The organism is Lichenicola sp. GTC18331 (assembly GCF_055386855.1).
Window position 1 is genome coordinate 2,937,284 of sequence record NZ_AP045015.1, and the last position, 17,717, is coordinate 2,955,000.

The following is a 17,717-nucleotide window of genomic DNA, read 5'->3' on the forward strand; positions in this document are numbered from 1 at the left end:
AGTCGCCCTTTGCAAACCCAGTTGTTAAAGGGGTGATGGGGACGACCGTCCCCTTCCGGGTGCAGGGCAGAGCCCTGCATGGCGCCCCAAAGTCCTAGGAATCGTTCGATGGGTTTCAATTGCGGCATCGTCGGCCTGCCGAACGTCGGCAAGTCCACCCTGTTCAACGCCCTGACCGCCACGGCCGCGGCGCAGGCGGCGAACTACCCGTTCTGCACCATCGAGCCGAACGTGGGCCGCGTCGGCGTGCCCGATCCGCGCCTCAACACGCTGGCCACCATCGGCAAGTCGATCAAGACCGTGCCCACCAGCCTCGAATTCGTCGACATCGCCGGCCTGGTGCGCGGCGCGTCGCGTGGCGAGGGCCTCGGCAACCAGTTCCTCGCCAATATCCGCGAGGTGGACGCCATCATCCACGTGCTGCGCTGCTTCGAGGATGACGACGTCACCCATGTGGAAGGCTCCGTCGACCCGGTGCGCGACGCCGAGGTGGTGGAAACCGAGCTGATGCTGGCCGATCTGGACAGTCTCGAGAAGCGCGTGGTGCCGCTGCAGAAGAAGGCCCGCAACAACGATCGCGACGCCGCCGCCCAGGTGGCGCTGATGGAGCCGATCATCGCCGTGCTGCGCGAAGGCCAGCCGGCCCGCACCGCGATCCCCAAGGGCCAGGAAGAAGCGGTGCGCCGCCTCAACCTCATGACCTCCAAGCCCGTGCTCTATGTCTGTAACGTCGAGGAAGCCTCCGCCTCCACCGGCAACCGCTTCTCCGAGCAGGTCGCGGCCAAGGCCAAGGCCGAAGGCGCCGCCACCGTGATCGTCTCGGCCGCGATCGAGGCCGAGGTGAGCCAGTTGCCCGACGCGGACCGCGCCGAGTTCCTGGACGGTCTGGGCCTTGCCGATAGCGGCCTCGACCGCGTGATCGCCGCCGGCTACCGCCTGCTCGGCCTTGCCACCTATTTCACCGTCGGCCCCAAGGAAACCCGCGCCTGGACCATCACGGTGGGCACCAAGGCGCCGCAGGCCGCAGCCGTGATCCACAACGATTTCGAGCGCGGCTTCATCGCCTGCGAAACCGTCGCCTACGACGACTACGTCGCCTACAAGGGCGAAGCCGGCGCCAAGGAAGCCGGCCGGATGCGCATCGAAGGCCGCGACTACGTGGTGAAGGACGGCGACGTCCTGCTGTTCCGCTTCAACGTCTGACGAAGACCAGACCCGCCACGCCGAGCGAGATCAGGCTCAGGGCGAGCCCGATCTCGAACGGTAGCGAGCGATAGCGCAGCACCAGAACGTGCCGCCCTGCTGGCACCGGCACCGCCTTGGCCAGAAGCTGCGCCGGAAACACCGGAACCGGATGACCGTCCAGCGTGGCGGTCCAGCCGGGAAAGAACGCATCCGTCACCACCACCCAGCCCGGCCCGTCCGAGCGCACCGACAGCGCGATCCGGGTCGGGCGCGCTTTCGTCACCGTCACGACGGGCACCGTGGCGTTCGCCGCATCCGGCGGAGCCCGGCGCGACGGGTCCTCGATCACCAGAGCCGGGGCCGTCAGCGTCGATAGACGCGCGGCATCCTCGGCCGCATCCGCCACCGTCTCGTGCGTGGCGAAGCCCTGCGCGAACGGGCGCGCGGCCCGGTTCCGGTAGATCCAGCCGGCGTCGCCCGGGTTCGCATGCATCAGCGCCAGTGCAGGCGCTTGCACGGGTTGGTCCGAAAACAGGAAATCCACCGCCAGCAGATCGATCAGCCGGCTTCCCGGCGGCGGTGCGGCTTGCTTCCGCCAGCCGGCCAGGAGCGGTTCCGCCAGCATGCGTCGCTGCAGCGGCAGGGCAAGCGCGCCGTCCAGGGACGGAATTCCCCGGCTCAGCCCGGTCATCGGCACCAGCGCCTCCACCATGCGTCGTATCCCGGCCGGCTCGCCGGGCTGCTGCGGCAACAGCAGGCAGGCGATCGTCGCCACGCTGATGCCGTAGAACCTCCGGTCGAGCGGGTCCGGCGCCGCATCGCGGATCGCGCGTGCCGCGTCCGGCCCCGACAGCATCGACACCGGCTCGAACGGAAACGGATGCAGTCGTAACATCGCCACTTCCAGAGCCAGCAGCGCCAGCATCGCCGCCGGCACGCCGCGCGCCCGCCGCACCAGGAGAAACAGCGCCGCGAGCGCCGTGCCGACTGCCATCGGCGCCAGAACCGGATGCAGCGGCACCAGCATCGCCAGCCAGGCGACCGCGACGAGTGCTACGGCCCATCGTGCCAGGAAGCGGGTTCGATCGAGCACGAACCCGGCCGCAAGCGCGATCGGGATCGTCGCCACGGCCGCATACAGCACGGTGACGCGGAAGAACCCCATTCCCGGCAGCCCGCCGGCATGCAGCAGCGCGAAGATCCGCGTGTCGCCGGCCGTCGCGAGCAGACACAGAACGGCGCTCAGCGCGTAGCCGATCAGCCGCGGTGGAACGCGCACGCCGCGCAGGACTGGCAGCAGCGTCGCCGGAACGCACACCAGCAGGCTCCCGGGGCCGAAGGCGCCGTCGACCGACTCGCCGCCGGGCCGGAGATCGCCCATGGCCAGGGACCGCAGCACCTGCCGCCAGCTCAACGTGCTCGCCAGCGCCACGCCGCCGGCCCGATGCGATGCGGCGGCGAGCTGCGCCAGCGGCAGAAGCTGCACCGCCGTCAGCCCCAGCAGCAGCAAGAAGGCGCCCCCCAGAGCCGCCGCCAGGCGCCAGGGCCGGGCGGCGCGCGGGCGCTGCAGCAACGCTGCGACAGAAGGTGCTGCCACGCGCCCCGCCAGCACGATCAGCAGCGCATGCAGCGTCTGCGGATAGCCCGCCAGCACCACCAGCGACAGCATGGACGCGAGCAGCACGGCGGATCGCGCATCGCGCCGGTCCCAGCACCGCTCGAACGCCCACAAGGACAGCGGAACGAAACCGAGCGTGCCGCCGATGGCGATGTTGTTCTGTTGCAGCAGAATCGCCGGCGCGAACACAACCGCGAGCGCCGAGAACGCGTTGGCGGCCGTTCCGAGACCGAGCCGTCGCCCCAGCAACGCCATGCCCAGCGCCATGCAGAGCAGGTCGACCACATGCAGCAGTACGTTGCTGTAAGGCGCCCCCAGCCTCGGCGTGACGAACAGGGCCAGCAGGATGTTCAGCGGATGCGCGAACCCGCCCTGGCCCTCGGCGAAGATCGGATGGCCGCCATAGATGCCGTCGTTCCAGAGGAGGGAGCCGTGCCCGCGCAGGGCTTCGGCATGGAGCTGCAGCAGCGGCCAGCCGAACGGCACCGTGTCCCCCCAGACCGGGCTCCGGCCATCTGCAAGACCCGGCCACCATTGCACCAGCACCAGAACGGCGCAGAGCGAGACCGGAAACAGGACGGTCCGGCGGGCGCGGCGCGGCGAGACGCCGTCATGCGCGGAGATCATAGGTCGATACCGAGTTGTAAGGTTCGTGTAAGCCCCGATCCGCATGATCGGCTCCAACGACGGGCGACTTCGAACCAACCCGTTTCAGGAACCGCGCTCATGAAGACCACCCTGATCGGCGCCGTTATCTGCGCCCTGATGTCTGCCGCCAGCATCCACGCCGCCGACGCCGAAACCATCGCAGTTCGTTCGGCGCCGGAACAGGTGGCCGCCACACCGAGCCTGCAGCGTGTCTGGTGGGGCGGTCCGAACACTGTCTGCTATCGCGGCTACTATTACGTGCATTGCCGCCCGGCTTATGGGCGTCCCTGGATCCCCGGCCATTACAGCTGGAGCGGCTACTGGATCCCCGGGCACTGGGCGTGAAGGAGCACGCAGCCATGAACCGCACCCTGCTGCGCGCCGCACGGCCGATCGTCCTCGTCGCCGCGATGCTGTCCCTGTCCGCCTGTGTCGTGGTACCGCCCCGACCTTACTATATTGGATACTGGCATCATCCTTACTATCATCACTATTATTACTGAGGGCGACGTCATGACCCTTCTTCCTTTGCTTCCACTATTCATGGCCGCCGCCGTCGGCATCGCCAACACGGCGCCCGCCGAGCCCGTCCCGTCGCGGCAGCCGGCGCCGGCCGCCAGAAGGGCGGTGGCGGAAACGGGCTGGCAGGAACTGCTGATCCAGGGCGCGGCGCCGGTGTTCCATCGTCCCGACGGCCCCTTGCGCGGCTAGGATGACGGGATGGTGGCGGCGTTTCCTTCCGCCGGATCGGCGCCGCGCCCCCGGGCCCGTCCCGGAGCCGCCCGATCCGGACGGATGCCAGGGTGCGCCGGATGCCTTGCCGATGGCGCCGGAGCGTTTCATCCTGCCGCCGGATCGAAACGGGCAGAACGGCGATGTGCCGGTCGCAGCCGATCCCTGGGCGGATACGGTCGCGATGCGCCTGCTTCTGGTGGAAGACAATGCCGAGCTGGCCGGCCTGCTGACGGCGCAACTCCTGCGCGCCAGCTTCTCCGTCGATCATGCCGCCACGCTGGGCGATGCCGATGCGCTTCTGCTGTCGCGCGATTACGTCGCGGTGATTCTCGATCTCGGCCTGCCGGACGGAAACGGGCTCGATCTGCTGCGCCGCCTGCGCGCGGCCCGAAAGGCGCTGCCGGTTCTGGTGCTCACAGCGCGCGGCTCCGTCGCCGAACGGGTGCAGGGGCTCGATCTCGGTGCGGATGATTATCTCGCGAAGCCGTTCGCCTTCGAGGAGTTGAAGGCACGCCTGACCGCGCTGCTGCGACGTCCCGGCGCATTGCTCGGCCAAAGCCTGTCGCTGGCGGATGTGTCGCTGGACACGGTCTCGCGCGAAACCAGGATCGGCACGCTCTCGCTCAATCTGCCGCAGCGGGAAACGCAACTCCTGGAACTGCTCCTCCGCCGCGCCGACCGCGTCGTGCCCAAATCCATCGTCGAGGACCAGCTGTTCGGCGCCGACGACGATCTCGGCTCGAATGCGGTCGAGGTGTACGTGCACCGCCTGCGCAAGCGCCTGGAGCAGCACGGCGCGTCGGTGGCGATCCATACCATACGCGGCGTCGGCTACCTGATCACCGCGACGGGAGGCGCCGCATGATCGCTCGGCGGCGGTCGCGCAGCCGCTCGCTTCTGGCGCGCATCCTGTCCCTGCATGCGGTGGGCATCGTCGCCTGCGCGCTGCTCACCATCGGCGCCGCCAACGCCCTGCTGCAATACCGGACGCGCACCATCACCCGGCATATCCTGCTGCAACAATCGGCGGAGATCATCGCCGGCATCTCCGCCGCACCGGACGGCCGTCTCGCCATCGACTACGCGCAAACGCCGCTGTCGCAGCGGGCCAGCGGGGTGTTCGTCTTCGCGGTGCTGAACGGCGATGGCGACATCCTGCTGCGCAGCGCGGACCCGGCCGCGTCGCGTCTGGTGCATCTCAACCGGATCGCGCATGTGCGCTTCCTGACGCTGGCGCGGCAGGAACCCGTGCTGTCCACCATCATCCGCCCGTTCCGCCTCGACAACCATCTCTACTGGCTGGCGCTCGGCTGGAACCTGTCCGCGCCGGGCGTGGTGTTCGACAACATCCTGCGCAATTTCCTGCGGTATTCCGGCGCGGTCACGCTGCTCGTGCTGGCGGCGCTGCTGGCGATCGACCTCGTGATCATGCGCCGCGTGCTGGCGCCGCTGTCGCACATGGCCGAGCTGGTGCGGCGCTCCGCGAAAGCCGGCGGCGGCGACGGCATCGATCGCCGCCTGCAAACCGACGCGCTGCCGCAGGAGGTGATGCCGCTCGCCGACGCCTACAACGATGCGCTGGACCGGGTGGAAGCGGCCTACCAACTCCAGCGCGCCTTCGCCGCGGATGCCGCGCACGAGCTGCGCACGCCGCTCGCCGTGCTGCGGGCGCGCATGGAGATGCTGCCGGCGGATGCCGCGCGCGGCGTTCTGCTCGACGATGTCTCGGTGATGACCCGAATCGTCGCGCAGCTTCTGGAGATCGCCTCGCTGGAACAGATCGTGGTGGACGATGCCGCCAGCGCCGATCCGGTCGCGGTGTGCAACGCCGTTCTCGAAGCCCTGGCGCCGATGGCGATCGCGGGGCGCCGCGATCTCGGCCTGCAGGACGTCGCTACGGCGCCGCGACGCGTACGCATGCGCGAACAGGAATTGTTCCAGGTCGTGCGCAATCTGGTGGAGAACGCGATCAACCACACCGGTCCCGGCACGACGATCGACGTTTCCGTCGAGCCCGACGGCACGGTCGTCGTGCGGGATGACGGGCCGGGCATTCCCGAGCCCTGGCAGCAGAAGGTGTTCGAGCGATTCTGGCGCAAGGACCGGCGCGATCGCAGCGGCGCGGGTCTGGGGCTGGCGATCGTGCAGCGCATCGTGCTGTCGCACGGGGGGCGGATCGAACTCGAATCCGCGGAAGGCGAGGGATGTTGTTTCCGTGTCCGGCTGCCGGCGGCGATGGTCCCGAAAACGGCGTCCCTGTAAGGATATCGTAAGCATTAGCCGGCCATCTTCTCCTGCCGACGGTTCCGTCGGCAGGAAAGGACATCGCCGTGTTTCGAGCTTCTCGTCATCTCGTCCGCTTCGCCGTGCCGGCCCTGGTTCTGGGCCTGGCGCCGATCGCCTCGCCGGCGCGTGCGGCGGACATCGCCGCCAGCCCCCGCTATCTGCGCTTCGTCGACGATACCTTCACGACCGACAGGCAGGTCGCCCCCAAGCTCGCCCTGAGCATCAGCGGACACGGCACCCGGGCGGTGATGGATACCGGATCGACCGGCGTGGTGGTGTCGCTCTACGACCTGTTCCCGGACTGGAAATCGCAGCCGGACATCGTCAGGGCGATCAACGCCGCGCTGCCGCCGGGCAGCAACAGCTCCGCTCCCGGGCCGATCGACACCACCCGGCTCGATCTCGGCAAGCTGCAGTCGATCGGCTACTCCTCGTCCGGCCGGATCATGTACGGAATCTCCGTGAACCGGCCGATCACCGTCTCCGGTGCGGCATCCTCGAACGGCACGACACGCTCCGTGACCTCGGCGCCTGTGCCGGTGCTGGCGGTGATCGACGAGGAATGCACCCCCAAGGCCCGGCACTGCACGCCCAACCATGCGCCCAGCGGAATCGGCATGGTCGGGATCGGCTTCGGCCGCGCATCGGCGGACGGCCAGACCGGAACGCGGCGATTCAATCCGTTCCTGCATCTGGAAACCCCGTCGGCGGTGAACGGCTACATCGTCACCGCCTTCGGCGTGAAGATCGGTCTGGACGCGACGGACGTGGCGCAGAACAGCACGACGCTGACGGTGCTGAAGTCCAATCCGAACCTGCCGGGCGAGTGGTTGCCGCAACAGGCCAGCATCGTGCTCGGCGACAAGCCGGCCGTGACCGGCAACATGCTGCTCGATACCGGCATCAACACCATGCTGATGACCGTTCCCTCGGCAACCTCCGGCGGCGTGCGCGTGCCCGCGACATCGGCCGATCCGACTGCGAAGCCCTCGACCGACTCCACCCTGGTCGCGGGAACGCCGATCGCCATCACGCTGGCGAACGCGGCGGGGCAGCCGGTGGGATACCGGTTCAAAAGCGGCAGCACCGGCGGCATGGCGCCTGCCGCCGTGACCCTGGTCGGCAATGACGGCAGCAAGCCGGACTGGAAAAGCACGTTCGTGAACACCGGGGTGCGGTTCCTCAACGGCTACACCTATGTGTTCGACGATTCGCACGGCGTGGTCGGCTTCGCCCCGGCGAGCCCGGCGTCCCGTTGAGCATGACGGGACGCGGCCGCCCGCAGGTGACGTGCGTCGCGATTTGCGCCTAAAGCTGCGGCGGAATGGATCGGGTGGCCGGAGCGATGACAAAACCAGCCGGGGTGGGGGCAGCCGGGCCAGGGGCAGCCGGAGCAAGGGGGGCGGGCAGCCGCTTCGACATCGTGGTGGCCGGTGCCGGGCCGGTTGGGCTGGCCTTCGCCGCTTCCCTGCGCGGCACCGGACTGCGCATCGCGCTGGTGGACCCGCAGCCGGAAGCCGTTCTCGCCGATCCAGCGGATGACGGGCGGGAGATCGCCCTGACCGACCATTCGGTGTCGATCCTCCGTGCCGCCGGAGCCTGGGACCGCATCCCGGCCGACGCGATCGCCCCCCTGCGCAGCATGCGCGTGCTGAACGGCCCGTCCGACTATGCCCTGCAATTCGGCGAGCCGGGCGCGGACGGTCTGATCGGGCGCTTCGCCCCCAATCACTGGCTGCGACGGGCGCTGTTCGCCGCCGTGTCCGGCGATCCCGACGTCACCCTCCTGTCGGGCCGCTCTGTCGTCGCCGGCCGGGCGGAAGGGGCCCGGATCGCGGCCAGGATCTCCGACGGCAGCACGCTCCGATGCCGCCTGCTGGTGGCGGCGGACACCAGACGCTCCGCCCTGCGCGCACAGCAGAATATCTCCGCCAGCCTGCACGATTATCGCCAGCACATGCTGGTCTGTCCGGTGACTCACGACCTGCCCAACGAGGCCGTCGCCACCGCCTGGTTCGAATACGGACGCACCCTGGTCACCCTGCCACTGAACGGCGGCCGCTCCTCGGTGGTGATGACCGTGCCGCCGGAGGATGCGGAAACGCTGCTGGCGATGGACGAGGCGGCGTTCGGCCGCGAGATCACCGAGCGCTACCGGGGACGGCTCGGGGTGATGCGCCCGGCGGGGCGGCGTCACGCGGTGCCGGTGCTGAGCGCCTACGCGAGCCGCTTCGTGTCCACCCGCTTCGCCCTGCTCGGCGACGCCGCCGTGGGTGTGCATCCCACCACCGCGCACGGGCTCAATTTCGGCCTGCTGGGGCAGCAGGCTCTAGCCGCTGCGCTGCGCGAGTCGCTGCAAGCCGGGCGCGACATCGCCGATCCTGCCGGGCTCCGTCGCTACGAGGCGGCGCACCGGGCGGAAACCCGGTTCTTCTTCGCCGGCGCCGAGGCGATCATGCGGCTCTATGCCAATGGCGACGCGCTGCCGGCCCGTCTGCTACGCGACGCGGCGCTCCGGGTCGGCAACCTGTCGCCGTTGCGCCGTGTGCTGGCCGGCCGGATGCGCGCGCCCGAGGGTTGAAAACGTCCTGCGTAGGAGGAGAACAGAAGATATGTTCTTTCTTGGAAGAAAGAACCAAAGAACTTTTGAATGCTTGGAGCCGGAACGAGCCGGTATTTCAAACTTCAATGGACAAAAGTCTTTTTGCTTCTTTTTCTTCAGAAAAAGAAGACTCTTCCTGTCTCCACGCCCGGGCGGTTGACGTCCCGAATCGCAACCGGAAGGATGAACCCTTCGTTCGGGCGGCGGGACGCTGGTCGATTCCGCCCCTTCCGCTGCCGGAATGTCCGGCCGCTTTCCTAACAGGATCTTCCCGATGACTGCCGACACGAGCTGGATCGACCGCGCCGCCGCCGATGCCCGCGCGGCCGCCCGCATCCTGGCCGGAACCACGCGCGCGCAGCGCGATGCGGCGCTCGAGCAGGCGGCCGCCGCGCTGCGGGCCCGGCAGGAAGCGATCCTGGCCGCGAACGAAAAGGATGTCGCTGCGTCGAACGCCAGTTCCGCGTTCATCGACCGTCTGACACTCACCCCGGAGCGCGTCGATGCGATGGCGCGTGGGCTGGAAGAGATCGCCGCCCTGCCGGACCCGCTCGGCCGCACTTTGGCCGAATGGACCCGCCCGAACGGTCTGCGCATGCGCCGCGTCGCCACCCCGGTGGGGGTGATCGGCATGATCTACGAGAGCCGTCCCAATGTCGGCGCCGATGCCGCCGGTCTGTGCCTGAAATCCGGCAATGCGGTGCTGCTGCGCGGCGGCTCCGACAGCCTCCACAGCGCCCGCGAGATCCATGCGGCGATGGTGGCGGGGCTCGAAGCGGCCGGGCTGCCGGCGGCCGTGGTGCAGGTGCCGCCGGATGCGGACCGCGCCCATGTGGCGGCGATGCTCGGTGCATCCGGCAAGGTCGATCTGATCATCCCGCGCGGCGGCCGTTCCCTGGTGGAGCGCGTACAGACCGAAGCGCGTGTGCCGGTGCTGGCCCATGCCGAGGGGCTCTGCCACACCTTCGTGCATCGCTCCGCCGATCCCGCCATGGCGCGCAGACTGGTCTGTAACGCCAAGATGCGACGCACTGGCGTGTGCGGCGCCACCGAAACCCTGCTGATCGACGCGCCGGTCGCCGCCTCGCTGCTGCCCTCCATCGTCGCCGACCTCCAGGCGCTCGGCTGCCGGTTCCGCGCCGATGCCCGCGCTCGCGCGGCCGTGCCGACGCTCGATCCGGCGGCGCCGGAGGATTTCGACACCGAATGGCTCGACGCCGTGCTGTCGATCGCCGTGGTGGACGATCTGGACGGGGCGCTGGCGCATATCGCCCGTCACGGCAGTTCGCATACCGAGGCCATCGTCGCCGAGGACGAGGAGGCCGCGCGCCGCTTCCTCCGCGGCACGGACAGCGCCGTGGTGATGTGGAACGCCTCCACCCAGTTCTGCGACGGCGGCGAGTTCGGCTTCGGCGCCGAGATCGGCATCGCCACCGGCCGCGTCCATGCGCGCGGCCCGGTCGGGCTCGAGCAGCTCACCACCTTCCGCTACGAGGTGATCGGCACCGGGCAGACCCGGGCCTGAGCCGGACGGTCCGGGCTCATGACGGCGGTGCCGCGTTGGGGCGACAAGCGCCGGCTGCGCATCGGCCTGCTCGGCGGGTCGTTCAATCCCGCCCATGCCGGCCATCGTCAGGTGGCCGAGCTGGCCCTGCACCGTCTCAAGCTTGATCAGGTCTGGCTGATGGTCTCGCCCGGCAATCCGCTCAAGCCGCGCGCCGGCATGGCGCCGATCGCGCAACGGCTCCGCAGCGCGGAAGCGATCGCCGATGGCAGGCGCGTGGTAGCGACCGACATCGAGCGCATGATCCATACGCGCTACACCATCGACACGCTGCGCACGCTGGTGCGGCTGTTTCCGCGCGTGCGCTTCGTGTGGCTGATGGGGGCGGACGGGCTGGACGGGCTGCCGAACTGGCGGCGCTGGCGCGAGATCGCGGCCCTGATGCCGATCGCCGTGCTGCCGCGGCCGTCCTACAACCACCGCGCCCTGGCCGGGCACGCCGCGCATGCCTTGTCCCGCGCGCGGCGTCCGGCGCGGGAAGCCACCGTGCTCGCGGCGCTGGACGCCCCGGCCTGGAGCTTCCTGCCGGCGCCCGAGACCGACATTTCCGCGACCGCATTGCGGAAGGCCGCACACAACACTTGGCCTGCGGACGCGGGAAGCCGATAAAGCGCCCAGAGATCAGGAAGGACGCAGCGGGCCGAAGAGGTTTTCCGTTGTTCGATCCGCATCGGGAGTACGGGACCATCGCCAGGAAGCCAGCCGCCGAGACGGCACCCAGCACGGACGACGTTTCGGTGACCGCAGCGCCCGAGTCCGGCGCGGAGGAAACCGTCACCTCCAGGAAGACCGCCCCCAGAAAGAGCGCCGCCAAGAAGACCGCCGCCGACGCGCCGGCCACCCCGGCGAAGAAGGCCGCCGCCGCAGGCCCGCGCGGCGGGCGCCGCGCCGCGCGCACGCCGATCGAGCCGTCCAAGCTGGAAGAATATCTGGGCATCGTCACCACCAGCCTGGAAGACGACAAGGCCGAGGACATCGTGGTGCTGGACCTGACCGGCCGCACCTCGTTCGCCGACCGCATGGTGATCGCCACCGGCCTCGCCGACCGTCAGATCAGCGCCATGGCCGCCCATCTGGAAACCAAGCTGGAAGAAGCCGGCCTGAAGCGCATCCGCATCGAGGGTGCCGGCGGGTCGGACTGGGTGCTGATGGATGCGGGCGACATCGTCGTGCATCTGTTCAAGCCGGAAGCGCGCGCCCTCTACGCGCTGGAGCGCATGTGGGGCCGCGAACTGGACGAGCCGGCGGACGCCGACGAACCCGGCGCGGAGCCCGCCTGATCCCGTGCGGCTGATCGCGGTCGGCCGCATCAAGCCGGGCCCGGAGCGCGATCTGCTGGAGCGCTACCGCCAGCGTCTGCAACCGAAGCTCGATCTGGTGGAGGTGCCGGAAGGGCGCGGCGCGCCGGCCGAGATCAAGCGTCGCGAGGCGGAGGCGCTGCTGGCGGCTCTGCCGAACGGGGCGCTGCTGGTGGCGATGGACGAGGGCGGCGAGCAGCCGGACAGCCTGCGCTTCTCGGCGCGTCTGGAGTCCTGGCTCGGCAGCGGGCGGCCGCTGTGTTTCATGATCGGCGGCGCGGAAGGGCTGGATGGCAGCGTGATGGCGCGCGCCGATGCCAGCCTGTCTCTGGGGGCGATGACCTGGCCGCATATGCTGGTACGCGGCCTGCTGGCGGAACAGCTCTACCGCGCCCGCGCGATCAGCACCGGTCATCCCTATCATCGCGCTGGCCGCCCTTAGCGACGAGGGCCTGCACGCCTCCGTTACGGATGCGGGCCGGGTCCAGGTCCGCCAGGACCAGGACCAGGACCAGGGCCGCCGGGACCGCCCGGTCCCGGTCCGGGACCACCGGGTCGGCCCGGGCCTGGACCCGGCCCGCCGGGCGGCGGCGGGTTAACGCCGCCTTGTCCACCGGGCAGAGGATGCCCGCCCGGCCCATCCCAGCCGGGCCCGCCGGGTTGCGGCCGATACCCGCCCTGTCCGCCCGGGAGCGGATGCCCGCCCGGCCCCATGAACGGCGGATGTCCGTCCGGCCCGCGATGCCAGGGGCCGCGATAGCCCGGGTCGCCGAGATTGGGACCGCCATGGATCGGCCCGCCCTGGAACCGGCCGCCTTCGGGATCGCCCGGTCCTCCGACAGGACCCGGGAAGGGACGATCATGCCAGCGATCCTCCGGGCTGAACCACGGGCGATCGCGGTAGTGGTGGCCCCAGTACCGGCCGAAATCGAACCCGATGAAGGGCAGCCCGATCTGGGGGCCATAGCCGACCAGCGGCTCGGGCTCGGATTCGACCATCAGCGCCAGACCGGCCCCGGCCACCCAGCCGCGCGCGCCGCCGGCCTGCGTGTCGCACCAGTTCCAGCCGGACAGGCAGCCGTAGATCTCGACCGGCATGCCCTGCGGCAGGGACGCCACCAGCGGATAGGCCACGTCCGGGCCGGCACGCATGTTGATGTTTTCGCTGGTAATTCCCGGTGCGGCCAGGGCGACGCCGGCGGAGGCCAGCAGGCCGAGCGCGGTGGCGGCCGCAAGGGCGGCGCGTCGCAAGGGTCGGGTCGGGGAACGAGGGTCGCGCATCCGTTTCGGTCCGCTCGGGGAGGGGAGCCGAGACTACGCGCCGGATTGGGGCGGGATTAAGTTGCGCCGTGAAATATAATGTCGGGCGGGGTGCTGCCCGGCGTGGTCAGCGCAGGTCGCGGTTCGGCGCGTCGTCGCTCAGAACGGCGCCGGACAGGTCGGTGCCCTGGGTGATCACGCCACGCGCCAGCACCGGCGCCTCGGCGACCTCGGTCACGCTGCCGCGCAGATCGGACGGCGCGGCGCCCAGCTTCGGCGCGATGACGTCGCTGCGGGCGGTCACGATGCGGCCGGTGTCCGGGCGGGCGTAGATGAAGCCGTAGGTCGGGTAGATCGAGCCGTAGGTGCCGTTATGGGCCAGCTCGACGCGCACGGCGGTCCAGTCGTTGTTCTCCGAGACGTCCACCACGGACACGTCGCGGCTGATGCCGCGCGCGTTCCAGTGCGACTGGTCGATCTGGATGGTGCGGCTGTCGACCACGTTCGTCACCACGGCGACATGGCCCAGGCGCATGCGGCCGTTGGCGCGGAAGTTCAGCACGCTGCCGACTTCGGGAGCGGAACCGCGGGCATAGACGCCCTCGGCGTTCTGCCACCAGTTCGCCGCGTTGCCGCGCAGTTCGATATCGGAATTCGACTTGGCGAAAGCCACGCACTGGATCACGGCGCCGCCGCCATGGTTCATCGCGTAGTGGCGTGCGTGGTGGCCGGCGTGATGCGTCGCATGATGGGTGCGAGCCTCGGCGGCCTGGGTGCCGGCGATGCAGGCGATGGCGAGCACGGAGGCGCGAACCATGGTCTTGATCGTGGTCGCCTGCATGAAGGGCTCCTGCCTCACCGTCTCGTGAACGGCTGGTAACAAGGCTCATGCAACCCTGGCAAGACGTGCATGCAAACGAACTCGAATTCGGCGTCAATTCGTCAAAAAAACTGCTTCCTCACGGAATATTTTAGGAATTGAGTCCGTTCTGCACGAGTCCCGGACGGTCGGCCATCGAACCGTTGCGCAACCGCCTCGATTTTGTCGCCAACTGTTGCATGAATACAGCAGCTTTCATGCAACAGTTGCTGACAAGTCGCTTACCGTTCCGGAACCGTCGCGATCATTTGGTCGTGATGAGCATCACTTCGACCAGCATGCGCGGGTCGGCCAGGATCGCCTGGACGCAGGCGCGGGCCGGGGCCTCGCCGGCCGGCAGCCAGCTCTGCCACAGGCCGTTGAAGGTCTCGCGATCGGCGATGTCCTTCAGCCAGATCTGCGCCTGCAGGATGCGGGTGTTGTCGGTGCCGTGCTCTTCCAGCAGGGCGTCGAGCTGCTCCAGCACGTCGCGGGACTGGGCGGTGATGTCGCCGTCGAGGTTCCGCGCCACCATGCCCTGGGTGAAGACGAAGCCGTGATATTCCACGGCGCGGGACATGACGGCGTTCGGCTCGGTGCGCAGGATCTTGGCCATGAGGAAACTCCTTGGTTGGGTCGGTGAGGGGCGCGCCGGGATCGGCCCCGTTCTTCGTCGCCCCGTTCTTCGGAGACACGTCCGGCGAGGCCAGTCTGCGACGGGGTCGCGCGGGCGCCGGGGCGAAACGACGCGTGACGGCGCGTTTCCCTGGAACGCCGCATTGGTGGCGTCAGCCGGATGGACGGTCAATGGTGCGGCCCTTCTCCCGCTCGTCCGCCTGGCGGACAGGGTTGCCGCACGCCGTTTCCGACCGAGCGGCCTGCGCCCCGGTGCTGTGGCGTGGCGGCGTCTGCTCGTTCATCATCGACCGGCAGAGACCAAGGATTGCCCGTGCCGACACCGCGCCTCGAGATCGTTCCCGTCACGCCCCTGCGTCAGAACTGCCAGATCCTGTTCGACGCGGAGAGCAAGCGCGGCGTGGTGGTGGACCCGGGCGGGGACGTTCCGCTGATCCTCGAGCGCGTGCGCGGGCTGGGCCTGACCATCGATGCGATCCTGCTCACCCATGGCCATCTCGACCATGTCGGCGGGGCCGACGAGTTGCGGGCATCGCTTCCGCCGCTCCCGGCGGGCCCCGTACCGGTGATCGGCCCGGACAGGCGCGACGCGTTTCTGTTGGGAACGGTGGCCGCCCAGGCGTCGGGCTGGGGCCTCACCGGCATGCGCGACGTGGCGCCGGACCGCTATCTGTCCGAGGGCGAGACGCTGGATTTCGCCGGCTGCACGCTGGAGGTGCTGCATGTTCCCGGCCACACGCCGGGGCATCTGGTGTTCGTGGACCGCGCGCATCGCTTCGCCCTGGTCGGCGACACCTTGTTCCAGGGCTCCGTCGGCCGCTCCGATTTCCCGTACTCCGACGGTCCGGCGCTGATCGCCGCCATTCGGGCCAAGCTGCTGCCTTTGGGCGACGACGTGACGATCGTTCCCGGGCATGGCGACGCCAGCACGATCGGCGTGGAGCGGGCGAGCAACCCGTTCGTCCAGAACTGATCCTGCCCGATTCGCGCCTCCGGCCGGTTCTGATCGGCGGGGAGATCACCCGCTTCTCGTCGTTCGGCGACTGGCATCCGCTGTCGGTGCCGCGCGTCACCGTGGCGCTGGATCTGATCCGTGCGCTCGGCTGGGTGGACGAGGCGTGTCTGGTCGACGCGCCTTTGGCGGACCGCGCCGATGTGCTGCGTTTCCACCATCCGGCCTATCTTGACGCGCTGGAAGCCGCCGAGCGGGAGCAGTCGGTGAGTGCGGCGGTGGCGGAGCGTTTTCGGATTGGGCTGGGCGCCAATCCGATCTACAAGGAGATGTTCCGCCGGCCGATGACCGGCGCCGGCGGTCTGGCTCTGGCTGCGCGTCTTTCCGCCGGCGGCGGCGTGGTGCATTGCCCGGGCAGCGGCACCCATCATGGCCGCCCCGCTCAGCCATCCGGCTTCTGTTATCTGAACGACGTGGTGATCGGCATGCTGGTCTGGCAGTCGCTGGGCCGCGAACGCATCGCCTATGTGGATCTCGACGCCCATCACGGGGACGGCGTGCAGGATGCGTTCGCTTCCGACAATCGTGTTCTGACGATCAGCCTGCACGAGGCCGGGCGTTGGCCGTTCACCGGCACGGTGGAGGATCGCGGCGGCGGCGGCGCGCGCAATCTCCCGGTTCCCGCGGGCTTCAACGACAGCGAGCTTCGCGTCCTGCGCGATCACGCCATTCTGCCGCTGGTGCGCGCGCATCGGCCGGACGCGATCCTGGTGCAGGGCGGTGCGGACGCGCTGGAGGACGATCCGCTTTCGCGTCTGTCCCTGTCCAACGGGGCGCTGGCCGATGTCGTGTCCGCTCTGCACGGGTTGGCCGAAGCGCTGGACGTGCCGATGATCCTGACCGGCGGCGGGGGCTACAACCCGTTCTCGGCCGGGCGGTGCTGGGCGTTGTTCTGGGCCCGGTTGAACGGTCTCGTCGTGCCGGACCTTCTGCCGCCGGCGGCGCAATCGGTGCTGGGGGCGCTGCGCTACCCGCGCCTGCGGAACCGTCCCGTGCCCGAACACTGGATCACCCGCTTGCAAGACGCGCCGCGCGAGGGTCCTGTGCGCGACGAGATCCGGCATCTGGCCGGTTTGATGGGGATGAGTTGATGAAAAGCTCGATGCTGGCCGTTGTCCTGGGCCTGGGTGTCGCCGTGTCCGGCCTTCCGGCCTGGGCGCAGACCGATCCGATCACCGCCGCCCAGCCAGCCTTGAAGAAGCAGGCTCTGACCATCACCGGCGCCAACGGCACCCGTCACCCGTTCACGGTGGAGATCGCCGCGACGCCGCGTGAGCAGGAGATCGGGTTGATGTTCCGCACGGACATCCCGGCCGATACCGGCATGCTATTCGTCTGGCCGCAGCCGCAGCAGCAACAGATGTGGATGAAGAACTGCCCTGTGCCGGAGGACATGGTGTTCATCGGCCCGGACAACCGCATCCTGCATATCGCCGAAAACACGGTGCCCTACAGCATGGCCAATGTGGACAGCGGCGGAATCGCGAAGGCCACCCTGGAGCTCCAGGGTGGCCTGACGGCGAAGCTGGGGATCGGCGTCGGAGATCTGGTGACCAACGACACGCTGGGCGCGCCGAACAAGTCCTGACCGTATTTCGCCCGGCCCCTCATGAGTGAGGGGCCGGGATCTCGGGTTTCAGCGCTCGCCCTTGCCGTCGCCGTCGCGCATCTCGCCGGTCGGCTCCTGCACATGGGCCTCGAGGAACCAGAGCTGCTTGTCGATCGCGCGGCTGACCTCGGTCAGAAGGTCGGCGGTGTCCGGGTCGCCCGCCTCGTCGGTCTCGTCAATGTTCTCGCGCACCGTGTTGGCGAAGACGGAGTAGCGGTCGATCAATGCCGAAAGATGGTCGGCGATACGGTAGATGTTGGTTGGATACGGGGTGAGCTGGCTGCTCTTGGTGATGTCCTGGGTGGTGCCATAGGCGGTTCCGCCCAGCGCGGTGATGCGCTCGGCCATCTTGTCGGTCAGGTCGTCCTGTTCGGTGCGGAACCCATCCAGCATGAGATGGATGCC

20 protein-coding genes (1 of these 20 cut by a window edge) are annotated in these 17,717 nt (G+C 69.2%); 15 read left to right on the top strand and 5 right to left on the bottom strand.

Going from position 1 to position 17,717, the window contains the following annotated elements:
• The first annotated feature begins 108 nt into the window (after window positions 1–108).
• On the top strand, window positions 109–1,203 hold the full coding sequence (ychF, locus tag ACZ5BM_RS13430; RefSeq protein ID WP_498908621.1) for a redox-regulated ATPase YchF: 1,095 nt from the start codon (window positions 109–111) through the stop codon (window positions 1,201–1,203).
• On the opposite strand, the gene ACZ5BM_RS13435 is transcribed toward ychF, so the two are convergent.
• Window positions 1,193–3,430 (bottom strand): hypothetical protein, encoded by a 2,238-nt coding sequence (locus ACZ5BM_RS13435; protein ID WP_498908622.1) that lies wholly within the window; start codon window positions 3,428–3,430, stop codon window positions 1,193–1,195. The two genes, ychF and ACZ5BM_RS13435, sit on opposite strands and share 11 nt — an antisense overlap.
• A gap of 99 nt (window positions 3,431–3,529) precedes the next feature.
• On the opposite strand from ACZ5BM_RS13435, the gene ACZ5BM_RS13440 reads away from it, so the two are divergent.
• From ACZ5BM_RS13440 to ACZ5BM_RS13490, 11 genes are all read left to right on the top strand, one after another.
• The gene (locus ACZ5BM_RS13440) at window positions 3,530–3,796 is read left to right on the top strand and encodes a hypothetical protein (protein WP_498908623.1); all 267 of its coding nucleotides are present in this window, start codon (window positions 3,530–3,532) and stop codon (window positions 3,794–3,796) included.
• A gap of 14 nt (window positions 3,797–3,810) precedes the next feature.
• Window positions 3,811–3,954: a hypothetical protein gene (locus ACZ5BM_RS13445; RefSeq protein WP_498908624.1), complete on the top strand. Its 144-nt coding sequence runs from the start codon at window positions 3,811–3,813 to the stop codon at window positions 3,952–3,954.
• Between the two features lie 10 nt (window positions 3,955–3,964).
• Window positions 3,965–4,162: a hypothetical protein gene (locus tag ACZ5BM_RS13450; RefSeq protein ID WP_498908625.1), complete on the top strand. Its 198-nt coding sequence runs from the start codon at window positions 3,965–3,967 to the stop codon at window positions 4,160–4,162.
• A gap of 112 nt (window positions 4,163–4,274) precedes the next feature.
• Window positions 4,275–5,051, top strand: coding sequence for a response regulator transcription factor family protein (locus tag ACZ5BM_RS13455; protein WP_498908626.1), 777 nt, complete (start codon window positions 4,275–4,277; stop codon window positions 5,049–5,051).
• Complete coding sequence (locus ACZ5BM_RS13460; protein ID WP_498908627.1) at window positions 5,048–6,448, top strand: sensor histidine kinase; 1,401 nt, start codon at window positions 5,048–5,050, stop codon at window positions 6,446–6,448. Before ACZ5BM_RS13455 ends, ACZ5BM_RS13460 begins: the two co-directional genes overlap by 4 nt.
• Window positions 6,449–6,516: 68 nt before the next feature.
• Window positions 6,517–7,731: a hypothetical protein gene (locus ACZ5BM_RS13465; RefSeq protein WP_498908628.1), complete on the top strand. Its 1,215-nt coding sequence runs from the start codon at window positions 6,517–6,519 to the stop codon at window positions 7,729–7,731.
• Between the two features lie 86 nt (window positions 7,732–7,817).
• Window positions 7,818–9,053: a 5-demethoxyubiquinol-8 5-hydroxylase UbiM gene (gene ubiM, locus ACZ5BM_RS13470; protein WP_498908629.1), complete on the top strand. Its 1,236-nt coding sequence runs from the start codon at window positions 7,818–7,820 to the stop codon at window positions 9,051–9,053.
• Between the two features lie 295 nt (window positions 9,054–9,348).
• Window positions 9,349–10,599, top strand: coding sequence for a gamma-glutamyl-phosphate reductase (locus ACZ5BM_RS13475; RefSeq protein WP_498908630.1), 1,251 nt, complete (start codon window positions 9,349–9,351; stop codon window positions 10,597–10,599).
• Window positions 10,600–10,617: 18 nt separating this feature from the next.
• On the top strand, window positions 10,618–11,247 hold the full coding sequence (locus ACZ5BM_RS13480) for a nicotinate-nucleotide adenylyltransferase (RefSeq protein WP_498908631.1): 630 nt from the start codon (window positions 10,618–10,620) through the stop codon (window positions 11,245–11,247).
• A 128-nt stretch (window positions 11,248–11,375) separates the two neighbouring features.
• Window positions 11,376–11,918 carry an RsfS/YbeB/iojap family protein gene (gene rsfS, locus ACZ5BM_RS13485; protein ID WP_498908632.1) on the top strand — a complete coding sequence of 181 codons (543 nt, stop codon included), beginning with the start codon at window positions 11,376–11,378 and terminating at the stop codon, window positions 11,916–11,918.
• A 4-nt stretch (window positions 11,919–11,922) separates the two neighbouring features.
• Window positions 11,923–12,378 carry a 23S rRNA (pseudouridine(1915)-N(3))-methyltransferase RlmH gene (locus tag ACZ5BM_RS13490; RefSeq protein ID WP_498908633.1) on the top strand — a complete coding sequence of 152 codons (456 nt, stop codon included), beginning with the start codon at window positions 11,923–11,925 and terminating at the stop codon, window positions 12,376–12,378.
• Window positions 12,379–12,401: 23 nt separating this feature from the next.
• Here ACZ5BM_RS13490 and ACZ5BM_RS13495 read toward each other — a convergent pair whose 3' ends face one another.
• The 3 genes from ACZ5BM_RS13495 to ACZ5BM_RS13505 all read right to left on the bottom strand — a co-directional run bounded on the left by ACZ5BM_RS13495 (window position 12,402) and on the right by ACZ5BM_RS13505 (window position 14,671).
• Complete coding sequence (locus ACZ5BM_RS13495; RefSeq protein ID WP_498908634.1) at window positions 12,402–13,217, bottom strand: SH3 domain-containing protein; 816 nt, start codon at window positions 13,215–13,217, stop codon at window positions 12,402–12,404.
• Between the two features lie 106 nt (window positions 13,218–13,323).
• Window positions 13,324–14,037 (bottom strand): CHAP domain-containing protein, encoded by a 714-nt coding sequence (locus ACZ5BM_RS13500; RefSeq protein ID WP_498908635.1) that lies wholly within the window; start codon window positions 14,035–14,037, stop codon window positions 13,324–13,326.
• Between the two features lie 283 nt (window positions 14,038–14,320).
• Window positions 14,321–14,671, bottom strand: coding sequence for a RidA family protein (locus ACZ5BM_RS13505; protein ID WP_498908636.1), 351 nt, complete (start codon window positions 14,669–14,671; stop codon window positions 14,321–14,323).
• Between the two features lie 333 nt (window positions 14,672–15,004).
• On the opposite strand from ACZ5BM_RS13505, the gene ACZ5BM_RS13510 reads away from it, so the two are divergent.
• From ACZ5BM_RS13510 to ACZ5BM_RS13520, 3 genes are all read left to right on the top strand, one after another.
• Complete coding sequence (locus ACZ5BM_RS13510; protein WP_498908637.1) at window positions 15,005–15,664, top strand: MBL fold metallo-hydrolase; 660 nt, start codon at window positions 15,005–15,007, stop codon at window positions 15,662–15,664.
• 86 nt (window positions 15,665–15,750) lie between these two features.
• The gene (locus ACZ5BM_RS13515) at window positions 15,751–16,794 is read left to right on the top strand and encodes an arginase family protein (RefSeq protein ID WP_498908638.1); all 1,044 of its coding nucleotides are present in this window, start codon (window positions 15,751–15,753) and stop codon (window positions 16,792–16,794) included.
• An 11-nt stretch (window positions 16,795–16,805) separates the two neighbouring features.
• The gene (locus tag ACZ5BM_RS13520; protein WP_498908639.1) at window positions 16,806–17,291 is read left to right on the top strand and encodes a DUF192 domain-containing protein; all 486 of its coding nucleotides are present in this window, start codon (window positions 16,806–16,808) and stop codon (window positions 17,289–17,291) included.
• A gap of 48 nt (window positions 17,292–17,339) precedes the next feature.
• On the opposite strand, the gene dps is transcribed toward ACZ5BM_RS13520, so the two are convergent.
• Window positions 17,340–17,717, bottom strand: the 3' portion of a protein-coding gene (gene dps / locus ACZ5BM_RS13525; protein WP_498908640.1) for a DNA starvation/stationary phase protection protein. 159 nt of this gene lie beyond the right edge of the window; only the last 378 of its 537 coding nucleotides appear in the window; the start codon falls outside the window, past its right edge; the stop codon is at window positions 17,340–17,342.